22 protein-coding genes and 1 pseudogene are annotated in these 24,219 nt (G+C 40.6%); 8 read left to right on the top strand and 15 right to left on the bottom strand.

The window, feature by feature from the left end; all coding sequences use genetic code 11:
* Both M9899_05500 and M9899_05495 read left to right on the top strand, forming a co-directional pair.
* A complete protein-coding gene (locus M9899_05500) occupies nt 1–1,212 on the top strand; it encodes a dihydrofolate reductase family protein (GenBank protein MCO5113611.1) in 1,212 nt (403 codons plus the stop codon).
* A 3-nt stretch (nt 1,213–1,215) separates the two neighbouring features.
* Complete coding sequence (locus tag M9899_05495; protein MCO5113610.1) at nt 1,216–1,608, top strand: GFA family protein; 393 nt, start codon at nt 1,216–1,218, stop codon at nt 1,606–1,608.
* A gap of 242 nt (nt 1,609–1,850) precedes the next feature.
* Here M9899_05495 and M9899_05490 read toward each other — a convergent pair whose 3' ends face one another.
* The 5 genes and pseudogenes from M9899_05490 to M9899_05470 all read right to left on the bottom strand — a co-directional run bounded on the left by M9899_05490 (nt 1,851) and on the right by M9899_05470 (nt 7,564).
* Nucleotides 1,851–3,398, bottom strand: coding sequence for a Fic family protein (locus M9899_05490; GenBank protein MCO5113609.1), 1,548 nt, complete (start codon nt 3,396–3,398; stop codon nt 1,851–1,853).
* A gap of 319 nt (nt 3,399–3,717) precedes the next feature.
* Complete coding sequence (locus M9899_05485; GenBank protein MCO5113608.1) at nt 3,718–4,116, bottom strand: DUF188 domain-containing protein; 399 nt, start codon at nt 4,114–4,116, stop codon at nt 3,718–3,720.
* Between the two features lie 133 nt (nt 4,117–4,249).
* Nucleotides 4,250–5,355 (bottom strand): IS3 family transposase gene (locus M9899_05480; protein MCO5113607.1). Its coding sequence is split into 2 segments (ribosomal slippage): nt 4,250–5,094 and nt 5,094–5,355, totalling 1,107 coding nucleotides; the frame shifts between segments, so codons are not numbered across the junction.
* Between the two features lie 81 nt (nt 5,356–5,436).
* Nucleotides 5,437–5,616, bottom strand: a pseudogene (locus M9899_05475) (transposase).
* A gap of 232 nt (nt 5,617–5,848) precedes the next feature.
* Nucleotides 5,849–7,564, bottom strand: coding sequence for an ATP-binding protein (locus M9899_05470; GenBank protein MCO5113606.1), 1,716 nt, complete (start codon nt 7,562–7,564; stop codon nt 5,849–5,851).
* Between the two features lie 624 nt (nt 7,565–8,188).
* Here M9899_05470 and M9899_05465 point away from each other — a divergent pair.
* Nucleotides 8,189–8,671 (top strand): mobile mystery protein A, encoded by a 483-nt coding sequence (locus M9899_05465; protein ID MCO5113605.1) that lies wholly within the window; start codon nt 8,189–8,191, stop codon nt 8,669–8,671.
* Between the two features lie 13 nt (nt 8,672–8,684).
* A complete protein-coding gene (locus M9899_05460; protein ID MCO5113604.1) occupies nt 8,685–9,281 on the top strand; it encodes a mobile mystery protein B in 597 nt (198 codons plus the stop codon).
* Nucleotides 9,282–9,331: 50 nt separating this feature from the next.
* Here the strand turns inward: M9899_05460 and M9899_05455 are convergent, their stop codons facing one another.
* From M9899_05455 to M9899_05420, 8 genes are all read right to left on the bottom strand, one after another.
* Nucleotides 9,332–11,101, bottom strand: a complete 1,770-nt coding sequence (locus tag M9899_05455; protein MCO5113603.1) for a lysophospholipid acyltransferase family protein — start codon at nt 11,099–11,101, stop codon at nt 9,332–9,334.
* Nucleotides 11,102–11,118: 17 nt separating this feature from the next.
* Nucleotides 11,119–11,922, bottom strand: coding sequence for an RNA methyltransferase (locus M9899_05450; protein MCO5113602.1), 804 nt, complete (start codon nt 11,920–11,922; stop codon nt 11,119–11,121).
* Nucleotides 11,922–13,421: an aromatic amino acid hydroxylase gene (locus M9899_05445; GenBank protein ID MCO5113601.1), complete on the bottom strand. Its 1,500-nt coding sequence runs from the start codon at nt 13,419–13,421 to the stop codon at nt 11,922–11,924. Before M9899_05445 ends, M9899_05450 begins: the two co-directional genes overlap by 1 nt.
* Before the next feature lie 31 nt (nt 13,422–13,452).
* A complete protein-coding gene (locus M9899_05440) occupies nt 13,453–15,021 on the bottom strand; it encodes an ABC transporter permease subunit (GenBank protein ID MCO5113600.1) in 1,569 nt (522 codons plus the stop codon).
* Nucleotides 15,008–15,763 (bottom strand): ABC transporter ATP-binding protein, encoded by a 756-nt coding sequence (locus tag M9899_05435; protein MCO5113599.1) that lies wholly within the window; start codon nt 15,761–15,763, stop codon nt 15,008–15,010. Before M9899_05435 ends, M9899_05440 begins: the two co-directional genes overlap by 14 nt.
* Nucleotides 15,764–15,824: 61 nt before the next feature.
* Complete coding sequence (gene kdsA, locus M9899_05430; protein ID MCO5113598.1) at nt 15,825–16,661, bottom strand: 3-deoxy-8-phosphooctulonate synthase; 837 nt, start codon at nt 16,659–16,661, stop codon at nt 15,825–15,827.
* Nucleotides 16,662–16,698: 37 nt separating this feature from the next.
* On the bottom strand, nt 16,699–17,844 hold the full coding sequence (locus M9899_05425; protein ID MCO5113597.1) for a hypothetical protein: 1,146 nt from the start codon (nt 17,842–17,844) through the stop codon (nt 16,699–16,701).
* A 7-nt stretch (nt 17,845–17,851) separates the two neighbouring features.
* On the bottom strand, nt 17,852–18,373 hold the full coding sequence (locus tag M9899_05420; GenBank protein ID MCO5113596.1) for a peroxiredoxin: 522 nt from the start codon (nt 18,371–18,373) through the stop codon (nt 17,852–17,854).
* A 63-nt stretch (nt 18,374–18,436) separates the two neighbouring features.
* On the opposite strand from M9899_05420, the gene M9899_05415 reads away from it, so the two are divergent.
* From M9899_05415 to M9899_05405, 3 genes are all read left to right on the top strand, one after another.
* Complete coding sequence (locus tag M9899_05415) at nt 18,437–19,216, top strand: exodeoxyribonuclease III (protein MCO5113595.1); 780 nt, start codon at nt 18,437–18,439, stop codon at nt 19,214–19,216.
* A 9-nt stretch (nt 19,217–19,225) separates the two neighbouring features.
* Nucleotides 19,226–19,768, top strand: coding sequence for an FxsA family protein (locus M9899_05410; protein ID MCO5113594.1), 543 nt, complete (start codon nt 19,226–19,228; stop codon nt 19,766–19,768).
* A 362-nt stretch (nt 19,769–20,130) separates the two neighbouring features.
* On the top strand, nt 20,131–20,499 hold the full coding sequence (locus M9899_05405) for a TraR/DksA family transcriptional regulator (protein MCO5113593.1): 369 nt from the start codon (nt 20,131–20,133) through the stop codon (nt 20,497–20,499).
* Between the two features lie 229 nt (nt 20,500–20,728).
* On the opposite strand, the gene M9899_05400 is transcribed toward M9899_05405, so the two are convergent.
* Together M9899_05400 and M9899_05395 are read right to left on the bottom strand one after the other, a co-directional pair.
* Nucleotides 20,729–21,781 carry an agmatinase family protein gene (locus M9899_05400; GenBank protein MCO5113592.1) on the bottom strand — a complete coding sequence of 351 codons (1,053 nt, stop codon included), beginning with the start codon at nt 21,779–21,781 and terminating at the stop codon, nt 20,729–20,731.
* 17 nt (nt 21,782–21,798) lie between these two features.
* The gene (locus tag M9899_05395; protein MCO5113591.1) at nt 21,799–22,383 is read right to left on the bottom strand and encodes a VTT domain-containing protein; all 585 of its coding nucleotides are present in this window, start codon (nt 22,381–22,383) and stop codon (nt 21,799–21,801) included.
* 158 nt (nt 22,384–22,541) lie between these two features.
* On the opposite strand from M9899_05395, the gene M9899_05390 reads away from it, so the two are divergent.
* The gene (locus M9899_05390; GenBank protein ID MCO5113590.1) at nt 22,542–24,209 is read left to right on the top strand and encodes an ABC transporter substrate-binding protein; all 1,668 of its coding nucleotides are present in this window, start codon (nt 22,542–22,544) and stop codon (nt 24,207–24,209) included.
* Nucleotides 24,210–24,219: the final 10 nt, after the last annotated feature.

Raw genomic sequence — 24,219 nt, 5'->3', positions numbered from 1 at the left:
TTGAATGCACAGGATTTGATAAAGCACCTGCAAGAGGCTGTGGACCTTTCCAAAAAAGGTTTGGGGTATGTTTCACCGAACCCTTGTGTGGGATGTGTGATCCTTGATGCTCAAGGTAAAAAGATTGCCGAAGGCTTTCACGAAAAATATGGTGAGGCCCATGCCGAGGTGAACGCCCTTAAGCAACTGCAAGACCCGATGAAGCAGTTGCAAGGGGCGTATGTGATTGTCACTCTCGAGCCGTGTGCCCATGAAGGGAAAACCCCTTCGTGTGCGAAGACATTAGCTCAGTACCCCATTGAAGCTGTTATAGCCTTAGTGAAAGATCCCAACCCCTTAGTGTGTGGACAAGGGTTTGAGATTTTACAACAGGCAGGTCAAAAGACCATTTTTATAGAAGACATTTTATCCTCTTCCCCATCGAGAGTGGGCAAGGAATGGAATCCTGAATGGGAAAAGATATTTTTAGAATGGCAAACCCACCCTCAATCACAAAAACGTGTTCAAGCTATCGTGAATGAAAGCCAAAATTTGAATAAAGAATTCTTTTTTGCCATTCAACATCAAAGACCCTTTATCACTCTTAAATGGGCCCAAAGTTTAAATGGTGTAATAGGTAGTCCTTATAAACGCCTTTTGATTTCTGGAAAAAAAGCACAAGAGCACACTCATCATCTGCGTGCCACCCATGATGTGACTTTAGTGGGATACAAAACCATCTTACAAGATAATCCATCGTTAAATGTGCGCTTGGGGCAGATCCAAAAAGACAACAAGGTGGCGATTGTGGATTCCCGTTTAAGAGTCTTGGAGCAAAGGGCGAAACATAATATTTTTAGCGTCCATTCTCCGCAGAATTTATTTTTAATCACCGACCAGGAACTCAAAGACCAGGAGAAGTGTAAGGGTTTCTCTGGAAATTTAATATTTGTAGGCCGTGACTCAAAAGGACAGCTCAACCTTGCTGAAGCCATGAAACAGTTGCGTGTAGGTCATAACATCCACTCTGTCTTTGTTGAAGGTGGAGCGGATATTTTAAAAGATATGTACGAACAAAACTTGTGGAATGAAATCTACATCTATATCGCACCCAAATTTTTAAAAGGAATAAAGATTAAACTTTCTGTGTTTAAGATTGTATTTAAGTTTTTTAAAACAGTGAAATTATTTATATTGTACCCTGATATAGGTGTACGTATTCGCCAGAGGTAAAAAATGAAGGGTTCGTGTTTATGTGGGCAGATCAAATTTGAAGTGATGGGTGAATTTGAAAGTTTCTATCTGTGCCATTGCCACTTTTGCCAAAAGGACACGGGATCGGCTCATGCCGCAAACTTATTTTCAACCGCCGCCAAATTGAAGTGGGTTCAGGGCGAAGAGCAGGTGCGCAACTATAATCTGTCTGGGACAAGACACGCTAAAGCTTTCTGTCAAAACTGCGGGTCAGCAATGCCCAGCGTACAAATGCAAGGAAATCTCTTGGTAGTTCCTGCTGGCAGCCTAGACTCAGAGGTGACTCTCAAACCGAAGTCGCACATCTTTTATTCCAGCAGAGCCAGTTGGGATAATGAACTTGAGAAAATAGAGAAAGCTGACACTACTCCGTAGATTGACAGCCGCGCACTTCCTAATGTTAAAGACCAAAATCATACCCTATTGGGTATAATTTAATTAAAAAGTCTAGTTATTATACCCGATAGGGTACGAAAAATTCCTAAAACAAAAAATTATACCTGATCAGGTATAATTTTGTTAAAAAAGTTCAATCTATACAAAGCTTCCTTACTGCGGCGATTCTCTCACAAAACTGTACACAGCAAATCTTTAGAGATGTCATAGCTAGAGAGCTTTTAGCTGCCCTGATCCTTCCAGTGCTCCATTTCTTGTGCCACCAATTTCGCAAAGGGTTTAATGTCACCATCAGAAGATGCAGCATCTAAGGCAGCCATGTACTTATTCCTGCTTTCCGTGCGAATAATGGTCCAGTCGTAGCCACCTGAGGTCAGCATAAGGTTCATTAAAAATCTTGCAATACGTCCGTTACCATCCATGTAAGGATGAATATAAACAAAAATAAAATGACCTAGAATAGCTTTAACACCTTCGTGCTCTTCGTCTTTAATAAGAGAAAACAGGGCTTCCATGGCATCGGTTACAGCTTCAGATCTGGGTGGCACATGTCGGGCATTTTTAATATATACGGGAGCGTTTCTGTAACCTGCCAGGTCTGCTGCTTTAATAATACCTGCTTGCACACTTGGGGAAAATAAGGCGCGATACCAATCTTGCAAATCTTCATAAAAAACTTCACTGGCAGACTTATCTTTTCTTAAGATTTTTTTAATGCTATCAAGAACTTGAATGAAGGATTCGTAGTAACCTTTGGCGGCCATAGCATTTTTATGATTCAAATCACTAGCGTTGGAGTCAGGGCTCCAATTTCCTGATTGAATCTTTTCAATCAGCTCTTCACTAACTTCATACCCTTCAATGGATAAAGAGTGATATGCATCTTGTATGTATCGTTCTTCAATGATGTGGACAAAGTTTTTGTTTTCACGTGGCACCAACCCAGGCGGCGGAGGTAAGATATCTATTATATCAAGACGCATTTTTTTCCAAAGCGCTTGAATTCTTCCAACATAAGGTGAGCGTATTCTGGTAGAGTTAGTAAACAAAGAAGTGTATCTTTCAAAAGGATTTTGGCTTTCGACGGCATAACCAGCGGCGTCCATGTCATCAATAATTTGTTTTGCGGCTTTTTGATCTCCCAAAGCTTCAAATGCTCCAGCTAACCGTGATGCACTTGTGACAAGGCCATTATCAAGAAAAATTCGTGACACTTCAGAAACTGAGCTTAAGCTTCGTAAGGCGATCTCAACGTTTAAAGGTTTTGTCTGAAAGTACGCGGGTGATAGCCTGCATAGTGCTAGTGGCAGGGGCATAACGCTTAATCCGCTAAGATCTTGAATGCTTTGTGGAAAGTTTTTTGTATCGGTATAAAGAAGAAGTGATGTTCCGAAAGGTAGATCTATAGTTTGATTAGTATTCTTTTTTGTGATCACTGTAATTTGTTTATGGATGTGCTCTTCGGCTGTATGAAGAGAGACAGAAGCCTCAGCAGACAGGCAGTAACCGTCTTTACCTAGGCGATCCTCTAAATAAGCCTTAAGAAAGGACCAAAAGCCCACATACCAAACTGTAGAAGTGCCAGTGTCTTCAGGTTTGTTAAGTAAGTACCAGCCTTTAATAATGGGGGTAAGCCATCCACCTTTTTTTAGAACTTGTATATACTTACTTTCAAGATCGGAGTGCTTGAGCACCCCTTTTTCTCCAGAGACTTGTTTTGCATGCGTCAGAGCTTCAGCTAAAATTTCATGAGGCTTTTGCTTTGGCACTTTTGTGGCTCCCTTTTCTAGAACTTATCGAGAAAATTTACTAGAACTTAACATAAAAATATACTAGAAGATAGAGTTTATTTTTTCTAGAACTTATTTGGTAAATTTACTAGATGTTGTGATTAAATTAAGTACCTAAATCAATATAAAGCATTATAAGGTTATAAATGGCCTATTTTAATAGAAGTTGGGCTCATTTTAAAGATAGTATTATAGGTTATATGTTCAATGAATTAGGTCTTAAATATAGACTTTTACTAGACTTTGATCTGGATATTTGCTGCCTATTTTATAGATTTGAGGCTGATTTTATCAACCATCAAGTATTTTTACGCTTTGCCTTTTGTATTACTTGATCTAGCTTTGACAAAAACTGCGAACGGTCAGCTTTAGTCATGGGGCTTGGGCCAGTACCTGACTGACCTAAGTTTCTTTGGTGTTCAGCTAGCTCACGACCACTTATGGCTTCACCAATATTATCTTGGGTGAATTCGTGTCCTTTGGGGTTGAGAACAAAGACCTCTTTTTCTAAACATCGCTGAGCTAAAAGAATATCTGAGGTGATCAAAACATCGCCACGCTCAATCTTTTCCACAATCCAATCATCAGCAGCATCAAATGACCCTTCCACGCATTCCATACGAATGCGAGTGCTCATAGGAACGTTAAGGTATTGGTTGGCTACAACGTAAACGACGAGTTGGTACCTTTCGGCCACTTTGTAGGTTTCGTCTTTTACGGGGCAGGCGTCGGTGACCTGCCCCCGAAGTATGAGCCAAATACTAAGAGACTATCTGCATAGCTGATCTATCCCCATCGACAAAGCCAGTATCTTTCTGAGTGACAACGCATTAACAAGCGGTCTGTTTATTCATTCTTCTCCTAGCAAATTCTCTTGGTGTCAAGTTGCCTATTGATGAATGAGGTCTCCAATTGTTATATTCTATACGCCATCTTTCCGCCTTTCTTTGGAAGTCCTCAAGGCTTGAAAAGAGATTTGCATTTAAAAACTCATCCCTAAGTCTACCGTTAAACGATTCTATGTGCCCATTTTCTGTAGGCTTTCCAGGTCTAATAAAATGTAACTTTACTTCATTTATATAAGCCCACTGATCAAGTTTTTTTGATGTAAATTCACTCCCATTGTCTACACATATAACCTCTGGAATTCCTCTGAAAATTTTTAAACGCTCTAGTGTTTCTATAACCTGTTCTGATTTAAGGCCATACCCAGAATCAATTGCTAGGCTTTCTCGACTCAACTTATCAACTATGGTTAACATCCGTATCTTACGGCCATCAATCAACTGGTCATGCACAAAATCCATTGTCCAAACTTGATTAAGATTGGTCGGGGTAGGAGGTGTAACTCTTAGCTCAGTTGTAAATTTTCTGCGACGAACTTTCTTGGTGCGTACCCATAACTGCTCTTCCTTATAAATCCTATGAACCCTTTTGTGATTAACCTTCCAGCCTTCACGCCTAAGTAAGACATGTATGCGTGGACAGCCATAACGTGGCCTTGATTGCGCTATGCTGATGATCTTTTCCCGAACTGCACGATCATCTCTAGGGTGGTTCTTATAGTCATATGTTGACCGAGCCAGACGCAATAACCTGCAAACTCTACGATGGCTCACGCGAAAATTCTTGACCAACCACTGACCAAGATCGCGTCTCTTAGCAGGTTTTAGAGCTTTTTTTGAACCACCTCTTGGAGCATTTGTTTATCCAGCATGAGGTCTGCTACTAGGTTCTTTAAACGACGAATCTCGTCTTCTTGCTGTTTTAGCTTGCGTAGCTCACTTATCCCTAACCCTGCATACTTCTTCTTCCATGTATAAAAAGTTTGCTCGGTTATTCCTAGGCTACGACAAACTTCCTTGGCTCGTTCGCCAGACTCGGCTCTGCGAAGGGCGTGCACGATCTGTTCTTCTGTGTATCTTGTTTTTTTCATTTATCCTCCTTAGGGCTTTAAGGACCACTTGTCACGACGCTTCTAAAGATACCCATGGCCTTCTTTTTGGGGAGGAGGTCATTTCTTAGCTTGATCGATTTCAAGGCCACCGTATTCTTTGCGCCATCTATAATAACTTTGTGGTGATATTTCTAACTGTTTGCAGACTAGCTCTAGCGCTGTACCTTTTGCTAACATCACTTCTGCTTGGCGAAGTTTTGATACGATTTCTTCTGCCCTTATCCTTTTTCCTCGTGGCATCTTCTTTCTCCCATTTTTAAGCCCTAGTTTATCATACTTTTTGGCTCAACTTTTGGGGAGCAGGTCAAACTGGCAATAATTAATACTGACAAAATATTATTATAAAATTGGTCGTGCGCAAAAATGCTTTGTGTCTTATATAGGATGTATTTAAATCTTAATAAATGGTTTAAGTAAACTTTTATTACAAACTGTAGTTTTGATTACAATGCTAAGATCAAGAATGCATCAGTTATAAATTATTCCACTTTTTAATTTCTGAAATTAAATTGGTCATTCTTTTGTCTAAATCCATTACGTTGCGCCATGTATCTATATCAAAGTTTTCAATAAGGGAGGTTGCAAGCTTAGTTTTTTGCCGACTGAGCTTGTCTCCCAGTTTATCTTGAGCTGTATTGAGCTTAGCAAAAAAGGGTTCAAAGTTATGGTAGTCTTGGATATCATTTAGGCAGAGTTTTCTTAACACAACCTCTTTAGGGTAGTAGTTTTCGATTTCTTTACCTTTTGTTATCCAAGTGAAGCCTTGAAAAGAGTTAAACTCATCAATGATTCTTTGCTTGGTGGAGTTGAGTGTGTCAGATTCAATTTTTTTATCACTATCAATCAAAATTGCTGCGTTTGAATTAATTCTCAGCATTTTAATTAAATCATCATTTTCTTCTGAATCTTCAGCTGATAAATGGCTAAGTAATCTTCCTCCGTAGAAAACAATTTGATAGTGCGTTCCTTCATTAAAGTTATAATCTTTCCCCCATTCGGAAATCCATTTATTAAGTAAAATCCTGTCACTTGGTCCTTCGACCCAAATAATACCGTTAGCTTGTAATAAATCAGAGGGTTTGATGTCCAAATCAATTAAAACGTTTTTGCTGTCAAAAAAAGTTTGAACTTTATTAACACAATATGCCCCCTCTTTGTTTTGTACATGAAGTATTTGCGAAACCTCTTTTGTGCTAAAAAAATCAATAGTTACATTTGAGTGAGTTGTAAGAATCACAGAAAAAGACAGTTCGTTTGCTTTTGTGTAAATATAATTCAAAACGCGTCTTAATAGTTGAGGGTGCAGGTTGTTTTCGAGCTCCTCAAATACGTACACATAATCGTTTGGATTAGAGCATTCTAAAATAGGGGTTAAATTTAATATAGATAAAACCAATAATACAGTTTTAATTCCTGTGCCAAAATTGCTCAAAGAAATTAGCTTTCCATTTTCTTCAAGAAAGATCTCGTATTTATTAGATTCGTGTTTTGTAGTAATTCTTGTAAAATGATAGTCTGGGTTGAATATTGCATTAAGACCTGAAAGGATGTATTTGCTGACTGTTTTTTCATCATAGTTTCTGTGATTCAAAAAGATTTCAATGGCATTTGTTAAACCATTGCCAGTTCCGTAAATGATAGGAGGCTCTGTTTTTTCTTCAGATATAATTTGTCTTTCAGGTATTATCCAATGAAATTTTTTGTGTCTTAATGGTGATAATAAACTACGTTCCATTGCAAGTTTATAACTGTTCCAAGTTCTTAGATCAGGCATAAAGGGTTGTGCTTGGGACTCTTGTTTTTGGATTTCTAAAAGATTACCTTTCTCATTCGATATTAGCTTATATTTATACTCACTCCCGACATATGTATCAGCATATTTGCCATGATTCATGCCAATGTCTCCGCCTGAGACGCTTGGAGGAAAGGCTTGGCTTAATGTTGGTTTGTCAAATTTTCGACTAATAAAGAATTCTGGTTCGGCTACGTTTCCATTTGAGTTTTTGTGGTGCTTTTCTGCAATCAAACGAGTGTAGTTTTTGTTTTCTACCAGTTGTTGAATTATTTCAATAATAGAAGATTTTCCAGAGTTATTCTTTCCAATTAGTACAGTGATAGGTTTCCACTCAATCCAATTAATTTGCTCTCCAAAGCATTTATAGTTTTTAAATCCAAATGAAAAATCCATCAAACACCTCTTTGTTGCGGAGTGAATACATTTCTTATTATAAAATACAATATATTTTCTGATAGATGTAGAGTTAAAATGATTATGTTTTTGTAGAAGATATAAAGACTTTGTTAATATTAGGCAGAGGTAAAGACATTAAGCAAAGCTGTCTTAAAATTAAGATCGATACTGCATGATTATGATTTTGTTAAAGAAGATTTAAAAAAAGGGAAATTAAAAGGAATGGAATATATATTTAGCTCACAAAGAACTAAAAAAATAGAACCAAGGCGTAGAGGCCATTGGCACAACTAGGCAGACTTTGCACAGAATGCTTTCGCTATTAAAATTTTTTTTAATGCTATTGAATGCATTCACGATGATGCTTTGGAAGCGTAGGTTTTGTGGCGGTTTTTCAAGCCTGTCAACGCTAGATTCTAGAGAGCGTCTGTCTTGTACTTTAATTCGATTTGGCGGATTTAACTAACATAAACTTGAGCTCTTATTACTTAATTAGAGCTCTAGAAATATGGATAAACCCCAATGTTATGATCATATATAAATGATCATAACAGATATAATAAATAATCTAAATATGATCAAATATTTGATTAATGATAATATATAAATTATTATATAAGTATGAAAACGAATAAAAAAGACTTAGAGCTAAATAGAAGCATTTTAGACCAAAGACTTAAAGCTGTGGAGCTTAAACAATTAAAAGCTCCTCCATCAGGCTGGGTGAGAGCCATTAGAAATGCGCTTGGAATGAGTTCCAGACAGCTTGCTCAGTTACTGGGGGTAAGCATGTCATCTATCATCCAGCTTGAAAAGCGAGAACCTAAAAAGAATGTGACTTTAGAAATGCTGGAACGGGTTGCGGACAAAATGGAATGTAAGTTGGTTTACGCTTTTGTACCCAAGGATGGTTATGCAAATTTGGAAGACATCATTGACCGTAAAGCGGAAGAAGTAGCTCGTGAGATACTAAATAATGTTGAGCACTCTATGCGATTAGAATTGCAAGGTACCAAAAACTCACAGAAAGAGCTTGAAAAGCTTAAGCAAGAGTTGAAACAAAAAATGGACCCAAGAATTTGGGGACTGGTAAACAATAAATAGAAAAAGAGTGATTTTGAGTAATTTTCAAATTGATGATCCAGAAGGGGCAACTCCTTTAGATCCAGATGAAGTAGATGGTTTAAAGTTAGACTTTATTGATACCCAAGCTGAGTTAAATATTTTTGAGAAGAAAAATATTGTTGCAGCCACAAAATGGGTTTTGAGCCGACGAGATCGAGACTGTTTAAATGTTTCTTTCTGTATGGGTTTGCATAAAAGAATGTTTGGTGAGGTTTGGACGTGGGCAGGACAACAAAGACAAACTAATAAAAACATTGGAGTAGATTCATCGCAAATTGCAATGCAGCTTCAAAATTTATTTCAAAATACCACCTATTGGATTGAGCATAAAACTTATAATATGGATGAAATTTGTGTCAGGTTTCATCACAAGTTAGTTTTTATTCATGCTTTTCCAAATGGTAATGGTCGACATGCACGTCTTATGACGGAAGTTTTGCAGAATAAGTATAATCAAAAGCCTTTCACATGGGGAAGTAAAGAGGGCTCTTACAAGTCAGATCAAGAGATTCGTAGCGCGTATATTGTAGCCCTTAGGGCCGCAGATGATGGAGACTGTAAGCTTTTACTAGAATTCTGTAGAAAATAGTTTTCAAAGATTATCACCATCTTTAGATGTGTATCTAAGTAAAGACTTAACTATCTTTGATAAAACCGATCTAACTGCTCTTCAGCCAAGTACTTTTTGATCTGTTCGCGAGGGATGTCTTTGATTTTGACGGTGATGAATCCGTCAAGGGTATTTCCAAAGTCAGGGTCTACAGAAAAGCATAAGTACTTAGCGCCCAGTTCTGCATACCTATAAACCAGAACAGGGATGTGTTTGTGGTCCTCTTCGATATCAGAAATGATTTTGGACAACTCGGAAACGTCTTGGATGTTATTTAAGATTAAACGGATTTCTTCATCAGTAAGGCTAGACTCGTAATCAAAAGGTATGGCAGGGTGAGCCAGTTCTTTAAGACCTTCATCATCGACAGTCTTATCATAAAAGTACCGCGCCATTAAAACCCTTGATCTCTCGCTGTACTCATCACTGATGCTTACAGAGCCAAATAGATATTTGTAGTTTGGATTATCTAAAAGAAACTTTGCAATGCCTTTCCATAAGAAGAATAAAATCCATTGGCTTTGCTCTTCTTTGCGGACAAAAGAGCGCCCAAGCTCAACAGCGTCCCCCAGTTTATTAAAAAAACTCTCTTGTAAGTTAAAGAACGGGTGACAGTAAAATCCCCGCACGCCACGTTTAGGTAAGACGTAAGGGGTCAGTCCAATTCTATACGACCCAGATATCCATTGTTTTTGATCGTTCCACACAATCAGATGATGATAGATGCTGTCATGCTCATCCAGATCACAACGTTTACCTGATCCCTCACCTGCTGCGCGAAAGGTGACTTCGCGCAGTCGTCCAATCTCCATCAGAAAACTTTCGCTGGTCTTAGATCCATCTAACAAGAAGACTTTGTATTTTTTAGAATCAATAAGTAAAGCGTCAGGATTTTCTTCTACGTACTGGGTTAAAAACTTATTTAATTTGGGAGTAGGTATGGGTTCAATGATGTCATGAACCTTTGTGCTTTTGCGCAATTTATAAGGGATGGTGCTTTTAAACTTTGCCATGGCTTTTTGTGAAGGGCCACGGGGTTGTGTTTCGTGTTTTAATAAATGAACTCGAGCACGCAAAAATTTTAAAGTCTCGTGCAGAGAAAAATTTTCGATATTACTAAAAGGAATCTTGCTTCCGATGCGTACAGAAATTTCTTTATTCTTTTTGTTTAAAAGCTCTTTGGCTAATAACAGTGTGCGAGCAGATTTAAATCTGGAAAAAAAGATACCTACACTTTGAAAGAACACACTGTTTTGTCCCTCAAAAAATACGGGAATCACGGGGGCCTTACTTTCTTGAATGATTTTTGCGGCTCCTGTTTTCCAGGGCAAGTCTTCGGCTTCACCAAAAGGGGTATGAGCCTGTGCAGGAGTACCCGCAGGGAAAATGACTAAAGCCCCTCCGTTTTTGACATAGTCAATGGCCGCACTCACTGCTTGCTGGTTTCTAGCTTTATGTTGATGACTGTCACCATAAAGTTCCACATCTAAAAAGTAGGGTTTGGCTGCTGGCAACTGTTCGGAAAGCATATTGGTGACAAATACTTTTAAATCTTTGCGACGTTGTTCCACAAGGTAGGACAACACAATTCCATCTGCCCCCCCAAAAGGATGATTGGATACGATCACCAAAGGGCCTTCGGCGGGAATATGGTTTAGCTGATCAGGATGAACGTTAATAGAAAGATTAAGCAGACGAATGCCCGTGGTCCATGGCCCATTTTCAGCAATCTCTTGCTCGTTGTCTTTATACATACGTAAAAGTTCTGAAACTCCTAAAAGCTTCATCCCCATTTTCATTCCTAGACCCTTTGTGCTCACTCTGTCTTACTCCCAACTATGGTAGTATCGTCAATGCTTCTGGTTTTAAGATCAAGACAGTTTTTTATCGTTAAAGAGAAAAGTTCAAGCTCTTTGTGAGTGGGTGTGGCTCGAAGAATCATTCGGCGTAGAATCTCATAACTGTTGCTCAAAGTTTGATCATGGGTGTGGGGAAGGACCATCTTCAGATACTCTTTAAAGGCTTGATCGGGAAATAAGGGGCTACCTTGGCTGGTGAGCTGTTCAAACTGCGGGAGTGTTCCAAGTGAGTATCCGTCTTTTTTAAAGATGAGCTGCTCTAAGTTCTGCTGGGTCACGTAATGGGCCAGCAGTACGGCCTGCGCGAGGTTGAGGGACTTAAAACTTCCGTAAGTAGGTAAAAAGCAGGTCATGTGGCAGTGATCCAGATCGTCTGTGCTTAGGCCATCCTCTTCGGGTCCAAAAACTAAATAGATATGAGCCGAGTGATGCTCGGGCACACTGAGGGCGCGATGTAGAGAGTCGGGAAGCGAGAGCGGCTTGCGCTGTTTACCACTACGGCGCGACAGCCCTAAACGAATTCCTGAGGCATGAGTGTTTAAAAAGTCTTCCCAACTTTCATAAGCCTCGTGCTGATCCAAAATGTCTTGTGCGCCTGCCGCCATCTTACGGGACTGACTGTTAAGGCTTGTTCGGGCACCGATCAGGATCAGCTTGCCATCTGTGGAGAGATTGGCTGTAGCACGTGCCGCAGAACCAATGTTAGCCGCATTTTTTGTGCGTACTAAAACACTATGGACTATGGGCTTTTTGGGGGGCACTAACAAAGAGCCTCTTTGCGAAACAGTTCAAATCCAAGTTCAATGCAGGTCTTTTCATCTTCTGATATCAGAGTTTGAGATTTAAGATTTTGGGTTAAGCGAACAATAGGGTCTTGGGATGACGGTGAATAGCGCAATAACACCTCAAGCAGTCCAAGTCCCAAGAGCCATTCTTTAGAAAGTTCGGAGTTATAGACATCATAAAGACGATGGAAAGCTTCGTCCTTCCACTGGTTTTGACTTCCTTGTTGTCGTAAGTCTCGCAAGTCTTTGTAAGAGGCAAATTTTTTCAAATCGTAGTCGCTGCGTTTTTTTGTGGGCACTCGTGATGCCACAAAGTCATCTATCATAGGAAAGTTTTTAAAGTCTCTAGGGCCACCATGCACAGAAGGCACAGGAATAGGATCATTAAATGTAACTTCATAGTAAGGAGTTTCGATCAGTTCAATAAACCCCTCATCGTTAGCGATTTGTACGGGGCCCTTAAAGCCCAGATAGCTAGCTCCTTTATCATCACCTTGATACTTTTCTAAAATCCCAGAATAGCTAAGCCCTCCCTCTAAGATCACAGTGCACACGGTGTTGGCTTGTAAAGCTTTATCTAAAGCCTTTTTGCCGCCAACCTTATAGGCCAGAGTTTCTGACATTTCATCTAGGACAGTGATGAGATTATCAAAATCAGGAGTCACAAAAAGTTGCGGTTGTTGCTCGGTGATATCATAGCTGTAGTTTAAACAGCCGACTGTCAGAGGAAGTTTTTTGGGTTTAGTTAAAGCATTACGAGATTCACCGATGGAGGATAAAAGTCCTGCGCCAAATATTTTGGGCTGATCAAGGGGACCAATAAGACCATACTCCGCGGTCCACCAATTCATACGTCCCAAAAGCTGGGCTTCAGACACAAAGCTCATCGACTGGATGACATGATTCAAATGATCATTGTGTTTTTTAATGTCTTCGTCTGTGCTGCCAGGTGCCTCTTTGATGTCACTTAAGTTTCTAATGGCCTCATAAAGGGCCAAGTCCTCGGAGCTCAAGAGTGATTTACTGGCCACTTCCGCGTAACTTTTTAAATATCTCGAAAAATCAGGATCGATAAGAATCGGAGCATGTCCCGCAGCTTCGTGAACAATATCAGGAGCGGGAGTGTAAAGAATGTGCTCCACTGTTCTCATATCACTAGCTATGGGTAGGATGCTTAGGGATTGAAACTCCATAAATGCGGCAGGGGGGATGAATCCGCTGACGGGAACGGCGCGCCAGCCAAACTTTTTAAGTTTGCTATCCATGTCCGTAATTTTAGGAATTTCTTCGGTGCTGATTCCTGTTTTACTTAGCCCTTCGACGTAAGCAGGATGGGCGTGCACAGAAAGATAAGACTTCAATTGCTGCATGATAAAGCGCCACACTTCTTGGTCTTCCCATGTGTAACGTTCATAGTTTTGTTCGACGATGTACTTATGCAAATGTAATGGAATGTCTTTAATGTGTTCGCCCATGAGCAAAAACTATCTTGTTGGTGTCGTGGGTTCAAGTCATGTTTGGTCGATCTTGTTTCAGTCCTGGCGAGAGTAAAAAACGGGTGCCATAGTGCAGTAAAAAGTCTAAGAGAATGGCTAATGACGCCGCAGGTAAGGCCCCTAAGAGGATCAGGCGGTTATTTAATGAAGTGATGCCTTGAAAGATAGGGTCACCCAACCCACCCGCACCAATAAAAGAAGCAATGGTAGCAGTACCCACAATGATGACAAGGCTGGTTCTTAAACCTGCGGAAATGGTCACTAAAGACATGGGCAGTAGAACCTTAAAAAGAATTTGACGTTTATTCATGCCAAGAATCTCACAGGTCTCTAGGATGGAAGGTTCGACTTCACACAAGCCTGTGTAGGTGTTTCTGACAATAGGTAAAAGAGAGTATAAAACTAGTGCCACTAAGCTGGGTTTAACCCCAATGCCTAAAATAGGAATCAACATTCCAAACAGCGCTAAACTGGGTATGGTTTGGCTTAAGTTGACGAAGAGGAACGCCACCTTCTGTACGGTTTCATTATAGTAAGAGACAATACCAAGGGTCACCCCAAGCAAAGTGACAATAAGAAAAGCTAAAAATGTTAGAAATAAATGCTCTTGGATTTTTTTAAATAAAAAATTCTTTTTGCTTTTTACAAACTCCCAAAAGGACTGCTGCTCAGGATCGACAACGCCGTCGGGGTTGATCCAATGCTTTTGTGCCGCAAATTCTTTAGCTACAGCTACAGAGTCCAATTTGTTGAAGTCCACCTTTGCATTTAAGATTTGCATGGTTTGATCATCAATCTCGTCATAAAGTTTATGCAGAGCTTTGCGAATCCATGGGTGCTTTTCTAAAGTCTTTTGATTCACAAGAACAGATGCCGAGTAATCTGGAAAAAAACCTAAATCATCTTGAAGAATCTTAAGGCCTGCCGTAGGGATACGGCCATCGGTGGAATATCCAATGATGGCATCCACTCGATTGTTGTTGAGTGACTGATAAAGTAACCCTGTGTTCATCATCATGTGCGATTTAAAACGAATGTCATAATGATTTAAAAATTCATTGTAGCCGTCAGGACGAGTAGAGATTTCAGGATCAGTGCCTATCATTAAGTTCTGAGCAATCGGTCGAAGATCAGAAATGGTCTTTAACTCTGAGTGGTCGGGACTGTCTTTGATCAAAAGGGCGTAGGTGTTATTAAAGCCCAGAGCGGGACTCCAAAACAATCCTTCTTCGGCAAAACGTTTTTCTAAATATCCGTGGATTTGTCTTTTAGATTTCTGAAGAGTTTGTTTATAGATGGAGTAGTAGGCCGTACCTGAGTACTCCACATACATATCCACATTTCCATTTTTGACGGATTCGTAGGTGACGGAAGTGCCGCCAAGGCTTTTCTTCTTATGGATGATAATATTGGGGCGTTCTTCTTTGAGAAGCACAGCTAGAAGGTCCACCAAAATGTCCTGTTCAGTAAAATTTTTCCCAGCAATGGTAAGAGACGCATCTGACTTTTGCGCCAGAGCTAGAGAGGTAGAAAACGTACAACACAATAAAAAGAGCAGCCCTAATTTAATCTTCATCATCAACCCGCCAGCTTTGGGATTCAATAAAGTTTTTTACATATTTTGAACTTGGGTTTTGTCGTATCTCAGCAAAAGGACCTTCTTGCGCAATTTTAGATTTGTGTAGGATCACCACCTTATCTGACATCAGCTCGGCTTCATGAAAGTCATGAGTGACGAGTAGAGTGGTTTTGTTGATATGAGCTTTGATCTGTAGGAACTGGTCGTACACTTCGTTTTTGGTGATAGAGTCTAAAGCCGAGAAAGGCTCGTCCATGATCAAAAGATCAGGGTCGTTAATCAAAGCGCGTGCAATCACCACTCGCTGCTTCTGACCCCCGCTGAGCTGAAAGGGGTATTTGTTTAAAATGTCTTTAGGGTCCATTTGCAGCATGTCCATAAGGGCAAGGGTGCGTTCCTTAAGGGCTTTTGTGTTTTTATGAATGTGAGCAGGAAGTTCAATGTTTTTTTTGACAGTCAAATGAGGGAGTAAAGTGGCGCGTTGAGTGACATAGCCAAAGTGTCTTTTAAACTCTGACATTTGTCCAAAGATGGATTTACTTTTGAAGAAGACTTCACCTTGATCGGCCTCTATCAGACCGCAGAGAATTTTCAGCAGAGTAGTTTTTCCTGAGCCACTTTCACCGATGATGGCTACTGAGCTGCCTGTTTCTATCCCAAAGCTCACATCAGAGAGAACATTAAGGCTTCCATAAGATTTCCAGATCGAATCAAATTCGATGAGGTTGGGTTTTTTCAACATTAAAACAATGTCCTAGTTTAGGGTTAGATCTGTGAGATTCAAGCACAGATTTCACTTGTCACTAATTCACATGTATTTTTGCGAAACTTTTCACTAAATCATCAATAGCTTTAACTTGATCTAAAAATTCACCAAGCAAGTTTAAGGGCAATGCCGATGGCCCGTCGCATTTTGCGTTATCGGGGTCTGGATGTGCCTCTACAAAAATCGCAGAAAGGCCAACGGCCATGCCTGCGCGTGCGAGTTCAAAAAGATGCTCTCTGCGACCACCAGTGGAGTTTTGCAATCCCCCAGGAAGTTGCAAAGAGTGGGTCACATCAAAAGTCACAGGAACATTAAATTTTTTCATTTCACTTAAACTGAGCATATCTACAATAAGCCCGCCGTAACCAAAGCTGGTCCCACGTTCACAGAGCATGATCTTGTCGTTGCCCACTTCAGCACATTTTTTAATAATGTGGCGCATTTGATTGGGGGCTAGGAACTGGGCCTTCTTAACGTGAATGGGTTTAAGAGTTTCAGCCATAGCAATCACTAGGTCGGTCTGACGCGATAAGAACGCAGGAAGTTGTAGAATATCAATCACTTCCGCACAGGGCTTGGCCTGATGAGGTTCGTGTATGTCTGTGATCACAGGAATGTTGAATTCTTTTTTAAGCTCTTCAAAAATTTTTAAGCCTTCATCCATTCCTGGGCCTCTGTAGGAATGTACAGAAGATCTATTGGCTTTATCAAAAGACGCCTTGAACACATAAGGAATATTCCTTTTACTGGTTTCTTTAAGAAAAGTTTCGGCAGCTTTAAAGGCAAGGTCGCGGGACTCTAAAACATTAAGTCCACCAATAAGGACAAAGTTTTTGTCGTTATCAAATGTAACCTGATCGTTAATTTTAAGCATATTGTGCTCCTGTACCAAAAGGACTTAAACATATTTTTTAAGCAAAAACAACTGGCGCAAAGCCCCCGCCTGATGTTTGAAAGTTAGTGATTTGTCCTTGATAGACTCGGGCAAGATAAAACTGCACCAAACCGTCATAAGTGTAAAAACGCAAATCATACTTCCATTCTTGTTGGTCTGAAGTTGTGAATTTTCCAGCGGGAAAGCTTTGTTGGAAAAGAAAATTCTCATCCCAGATGCTTTGCAAATATTTATTAGAGACACTCGCGCCTTTATAAATAGATTTGCCACCAAAGGAGGAAGGAGGTTTGAAAAACAAAGATTTTTTTTCTTGAATCAGCTCATCGTAATTTTGAAAGCGATCGCGCACAAGGCCTGATTGCAAGAAGTAGGACCTAAACTTTTCATCAGACTCAATCCAGCTTTGTAAAATATCTAAATTGGTTTTTTTGGCCAGTAGATCATAATCCAATGGATGCGGGTTAAGGGTGAGGAGGTTTTGCCTGTAAAGCTCTTGCATCTGTGGTAAGCGTTCTAAATAAAAGTCAGTATCACGGTTATAAATAGCAATCTCACTGGCATGGACTTCTTTTCCAAGAAACTTGTGTTCGAGTTCTTGGGAATCCATGATGGAAACTGTTTGGATGTGTTTCTGTAAGAACTCCTGATAAAGCATAAACTCTAAATACATTTTTTGCTGCTTGGGATTTTCATCCATAATGTAGAGATGGTTCTTACTGAGTAAATCTGAATTTTTAAAAGAGCGCAGCAGTTCGTCCCGATAGGGAATCGAAGACACGTCCCAACCTTCAAAAGCCAGACACCCAACAAGGTACCCCGAAGCGTTGGTGTTGACCTCAATCAGCTTTAAAGTTTTGGATTCAGAATCATAATGAAAGTCAAAACAGCAGAGCACAGAGGGTTTATAAGGGTGATCTAAAACATTTGCCAGTGGGGTTGAAATCACTTGCTGCTGGTATGCCGAAGTCTTGGTGATGTCGTAAAATTGCCGTACAAACTCTTGTACGCCCTGCAGAAGGGACACTGGGAATTCTAACTTAAAAGTGGAAAATAAATTTTGAGAGGCCTCAAGATCAAAACGCTCAGAGGTTGTGGGATAAAAATAAGAAAAACTCTCCTGAGTTCGTTTAAAGCAATCTGAATTTTCGTGAACGTGAAGCATGTTGAACTTAAGGGTTTAAAGTTTTAGAGCCCTTAGTCCAACCCGCTCCGCAGAGTTCCCCAGTTTGAAGGGCGTCAAGGACTCGGAGTATCTCTTCGGCGTCACGGCCTACATTAAGATTGTTTTGACTGGCGTATTGGATGCGTCCTTCGGGGTCGATGATGTATGTCGCACGCGTGGCCACACCGTCTGTTTCTAAGTAACAGTCGTAGTCTCTAGAGATGGTCTTTTTAAGGTCTGACACGAGGTAAAAGCCCAAATCTCCTAAATCGTCATCAATCCATTTTTTATGGGCATAAACAGAGTCCACGCTGCATCCGACCACTATGGCTTTTCTGTCTGCGAAGGCATTTTTAAGTTCACGAAATTGAGTGATTTCAGTGGGGCACACAAAAGTGAAATCCAGAGGGTAGAAAAACAAAACCACCCATTGGCCTTTGCAGTTATCAAAGCGGAATTCTCCGATCTGATTATCAGGTGTTACGGCTGGGGCTTTGAATGGTGGGGCCATAGTTCCGATTAGACTCATTTTTCCTCCAAAATGACGCGGATGTTCTTCACACTGGTTGTTAGATAACTATAGTTCTTTGCTATGTCAAAGTCACTGAAGATCATATCTTGGAACGTCAACGGAATCAGAGCTCTCCACAAAAAAGGACTGCGTAATTTTTTAGAGCGTCAGCAGCCCGATGTCTTTTGTGTGCAAGAGACCAAAAGCAAACTCAACCAACTGGATGAAGAGCGCTATCAGGATCTGTATCCTCATGGGTATTGGTCTGAGGCGGTGAAGGCAGGCTATTCAGGCACATGCACGCTCAGTAAGGAAGAGCCTCAGTGGGTGCAGCATGGAATTGAAATAGAGAAATACGATTCTGAAGGCCGTTTTGTGGTGACCAAATTCCCAGAATTTTTGCTTTACAATGTCTATTTTCCCAATGGGGGAATGGGGGATGAGAGGCAAAGTTTTAAGATGGACTTCTTAGAAGACTTTACGGATCATCTGGCAGGCATGATCGCTGCGGGCGAGCAGATCATTCTTGTTGGGGACTATAACGTGGCTCACAAAGAAGTCGATGTTTATGACCCCGTTCGTTTATCCAAAGTCAGTGGGTTCTTGCCTGAAGAAAGAGAGTGGTTTGATTCCTTTTTAGAAGTGGGCTTTGTAGATGCGTTCAGACATTTTAATCCTCAAGCAAGAGACAAGTACACGTGGTGGTCTTACCGTGAACGCGCTCGTGACAACAACAGAGGGTGGAGAATTGATTATATGTGTGTCACCCCAGGGCTTTTGCCTTTTATAAAGTCCTTTAAGCACTTAGATCATCAAGTGGGTTCAGATCATTGCCCTTTAGAAATGGTTTTAAAATTTTAAGGTGTACACATGACATTGATATTATTTTTATTGTTACCTGTCTTAGAGATTTATCTTTTTGTAAAAGCCTTTCAGGCTTATGGCTTTTGGGTTCTGCTGATAGAAGTGCTTTTCACGGCGTGGTTAGGGTTCACCATCTTGCGTTTTCGCTCTTTGATCATGATCGGAGCCTTAAATAAAACGTTAAAAGAAAAGTCGAGCCCTGAAAAAGAAATGCTCAAAGGACTGTTGATCTTCTTAGGGGCACTTCTTTTGATTGTTCCAGGCTTGCTCACAGATGTGCTTGGACTGCTCTGTTTATTTGGTCCTACGCGTGGCTTGATCGGTTTACTGATGAGTAGAAATTTAAAACGTATGGCCAAAGATGGCCGCTTTCGTATGGTGTATAACAGTACCCCCTTTGGCCGAGACCCTTCCTCAAACATATATGATTTTGATGACATCGGGGGAGAAATCAGAGATGTGGGGCCAGGCACAGAGGTCGAGGTAGTGACTGAAACTGTGTTTCTAGAAAGCGAACGAAGACCCTCTCCAACAGACCGCGAAGAGTAAAAGAGTGTCTTGTAAGTCACATTCTGTGATGTGCAAAGCTGCGGCCGCATCGGCATGGTTTATATATTTGGCCGCATGAAATGAGTTTTGAAAGGTAGAAAAAGGTCTAAGAATCAACTCGACCTCGGTCTAGTATTGAGACGGTAATGAAAATATGACGGTGCAAAAGTGAATGAAATTTCAAAAAATGCCTTCTATTTCAGCTATTTGGGCCCATAAGAATTTGTTATTGTTAAGATATAAATAATTTTCGCAAAATGTTGTTTTTTAGCTTGCGTTTGATAACGGTTAGCATGTAAATTTTCTCCAGTTCCAATTCGGCACCAATTTGGAGGGGGCTGACGAACAAACAGGGGGAAAAAATGGAGTTAATCTCTAAAGAACTCATTAACGAATGTAAAGAAAAACTAATCGCAGCGAAGAGCGACCTGCTTAACCGCGTAAAGGACACTCGTCAAAATCTGTATTCAGAAGAAAAGGGTGGCGATGAAGGTGACCAAACTGTGAGAGCACTTGCTGAGAGAGAAATGCTTCATATGGCTGATCGTATTCGCAGACAGTTGCTAGAAATTGAATCTGCATTAGCAAGAATCGAAAATGGTACATTTGGAATCTGCGAAGAGACCGACGAAGCCATTGAGCCACAAAGACTCAGAGCTATCCCTTGGACTCGCTTAAGCATCGAAGGTGCTGAAATGCGCGAGAGCATAGGCAAGCGTTACGCTAGATAGTGATCTGTCCTCGATACGCTAAATAAAATCATAGGATATTCTTTAAGGATATCAGAATAAAAGTCCTGCTCTTAAAGGCAGGATTTTTTTATTTTGATGTTAGACCCAAAGAGTGAAGTTCCACGCGCCCCATACTGTGTTGTAATAGGGTCGAGTGTGCGAAAGCGGGTGGCTTTCGCATCAAGATTTTCAGATTTTAATTTTATGTCGTTATTTTCAGATTTTAATTTTATTTCGTTGTGGAAAGTGTGGCGAGGCACAATTCAAACAAGAGCCGAGCGCCCACGTTGCAGTTCCAGTCTTCGGGGTCTTGCTCTGGCGAGGCCACTTCGACCAGATCAAAGCCAACGATATTGGTGCGCTTAGCCAGTGTTTCGATCAAGCGACAGGCGTTGCCATAAGTTAAGCCTCCAGGCACTGGAGTTCCTGTTCCTGGGCATAGATTAGGGTCTAAGCCATCAATATCAAAACTGACATACACATTCTTATTTAAGGGCTGCAAAATTTGATCAATGATTTGATCCCAGCTTTGATTTTCAAATTCTAAAGTTTTTAAACGTCGATCTGTCCATATCTTATGCCCATTACTTTGTGCATAAGTGTATTCGCTTTGTGAAAAATCTCGAACTCCCACATGCACTAAATTTTTCGGAGCATTGGGTAACTTTGAAGCGTTATACATGATGGACGCGTGGGAATGATTAAATCCTTGGTAGGCTACGCGCAAGTCTAAGTGGGCATCAATATGTAGGATAGACCACTCGTCGTACTTTTCACTTAATGCTTTTAAGACTCCAAATGGAGTGGAATGATCACCACCAAATAGCGCAGGGGTTTTGTTTTGTTCAAGGACACCTTTAGCTTGAGTGTAAATGATGTGATTGAACTGATCACTGAGTCCATTCATCTCGGCCTGCTCTTTACTGACATCAGCGTCTACATTTTCAGCCAGAGTACTTTGAACATAGTCGCAGAGTTTCAGGGCTCGCTCATGGAGGGGCTCAATTTTAGGGTCCACGTCTTGATAGAAGATCCCTTTAGCATAAGGTTCATAACCATAGACTTCGTGGAAGTAGTCCATTTGATGACTGGCCACGCGAATCAGCCCAGGCGAAGCCGAAGTTCCACCCTTAAAAGATGTGGTGGGCTCCCAAGGAGCGGGGATGATGACCAGTTCACTTTCGGCTTGGGAGCGTTCCCAACCAAAAAGAGGACTGTCAGCTGCCAAAGTGTCTTCAGATAGATTTAATTTTTCTAAAATTGAGGTCTTATTTTTTTCCATAATCTCTTTTCAGAGATTTAGATTAAAAAGTAAAGGGCAGTTAATAAAATAATCAGTGCAGAAACGGCCCAGACCACTTTATCAAAATGAGCTTCAATCCAAACTTTGATGGTTTCCCCAAAGAAATAGAACAAAATACCTATTAAACCAAATCTTAGACTTCGACCTACTAAAGCCCCGAGTACAAAAGGGATGAACGATCCACCCAGTAGACCAGCGGCAATAGTAAATACTTTAAATGGGATGGGGGTGAAGGCTCCGATGATGGTAAAGGCAAAGCTTCCCGCCGCAAAGAATCCTACCAGTTTGTCCCAATCTTTAGGGGTGATGAAGTATTTGAGTAAAAGCTCGCGTGCAAAGTCTGAGAAGTAATGGCCGATAAAAAACCCAACACATCCACCAAGGACACTAAAAATAATGGCCCATGCCGCGGCTTTTAACGAACGCTTAGGGCGCGCCGCACAAACTGCAATGAGAATAGGATCGGTGGGAATAGGAAAAAAGATGGATTCAATAAAAGAGAAGGCTCCCAAAATGGGAAGAGCGCTGGGTTTTTGCGCTAATTCTGTGCATTTTTCGTAAAACTGTCTTAACCACTTCACGGGATGTCCTTATTTTAATTTCTGAAAATTCACTGCTACGAGTTAGATTCTACCTTAAGCCTGATTAAGATCATAGCGTCTATGACATGATTGTATAACTTGATTCTTAGCGCAAAAAAGTTAAATATCATGTCTCAACAGATTTGGAGGTTTCTTCTATGAATGGATGGACACGAGCTATAATTGTATCTGCTACGTTAACTGTGATGACTGTTCTTTCTGTGGGCTGCAATAAACAAAGCTCGAATCATTCTTCTGGAAACACCTATTACTTTTCCTTTAAATCTGAACCGACGACTTTAAATCCTATTAACAGCTCGGATTATTATGCCACTAAGGTTCAAGACTATGTGGTGGACCGTTTATTAAATAAGGATCCTGACACCAACGAGTACCTTCCTGGTATTGCTGAAAGTTGGGAAGTGTCCGCTGACGGTAAGAAGTACACTTTTAAGATTAGAAAAGATGCGAAGTTCACCAATGGAGAGCCCGTTACAGTAGAAGATGTGAAGTTCAGTTTTGATGCCATCAAAGACCCTAAATATGAGGCTGCCCATAAGTTGGCTTATGTTCAAGGAATTGGCACACCAGAGATCCTTTCCGAAGACACGATCATGTTTCCTGTGGAAAGAAAGTACTTTGGAAACTTAGACACCTTAGCTCGTTTGATCAAAGTCGTGCCCAAATCTATTTATGAAAAGCAAAGTAAAGATAATAAACTGTCTAAAACTCTTGTGGGTTCAGGCCCGTACATGATTGATAAGTACAACAAAGCTAAAAGTATTGTACTTAAGAAAAATACAGACTGGTGGGGTTACAAAAGCCCATCGGAAGCGATCAGCAAGTCTCATCAGTTTGATAGAATTGTGATTCGTTTTATTAAAGAGGACGCGATTTCTTTAGAGATGCTTAAAAAAGGCCAGCTGTCTTACCGCGCTCTATCTGGTGAAGATTTTGAAAAAAAGATTGATACCACAAAGCCAGAATGGTCTCACATTACTAAACTGGATTTAGAAAATAGCACTTATAAGTCTTACAGCTTTGTGGCTTGGAATCTGAATAATCCAATCTTTGCTGGCAAAGACACGAGAAGAGCTCTAACCCATCTTATGAATCGCCAATTGATCATTGAGCGTTTCATGTACGGGAAAGGTTACTTAGCCAATGGCCCTTGGTATCGTCAAAGTCAGTATGCAGACCCCAATGTCAAAGACCTTAACTATGATCCTGATGCGGCAAAAGCTTTACTCGCTAAAGATGGATGGAAAGACAGCGATGGGGATGGAATCTTAGATAAAACGGTGGCTGGAAAAAAAGTGGACTTTAGATTTACACTGCTTAATCCTAACCGCGATGTCGAGAAGTACTTCACTCTTTACAAAGAGGACCTTAAAAAAGCAGGGATCGACTTAGATATTCGTAATGCGGATTGGAATAGCTTTATCAAAGCTTTAGATGAGAGAAAGTTTGATGCCGTGACCTTAGCGTGGTCTGGTGATGAAGACGACATCGAGATTGATCCAAAACAAATTTGGCATAGCCAAAGTGCCGACGCCAACGGCTCTAACTTTATCAATTACAAAAACAAGAGAGTGGATGAGTTGATTGATAAAGCGCAAGCTGAGTTAGATGCTAAAAAGCGTATCCCTTTACTCAGAGAAGTTTATAAAATCATTGCGGACGATGCGCCTTATTTGTTTTTATTTATTCCCAAATCTATGCACGGAGTAGATAAAAAAGTGCAAAGACCAAAAGACACATATAAGTACACTGTGGGTATAAAATATTGGTCTATGCCGTCTGCTAACGGCGGCGCAGAAATATAGCGCAGGTTTT

Source organism: Pseudobdellovibrionaceae bacterium, from assembly GCA_023954155.1.
GTDB lineage: Bacteria > Bdellovibrionota > Bdellovibrionia > Bdellovibrionales > UBA1609 > JAMLIO01.
The sequence above is the reverse complement of the archived record's forward strand: the minus strand, read 5'-3'. Positions and strand labels throughout refer to the sequence as shown.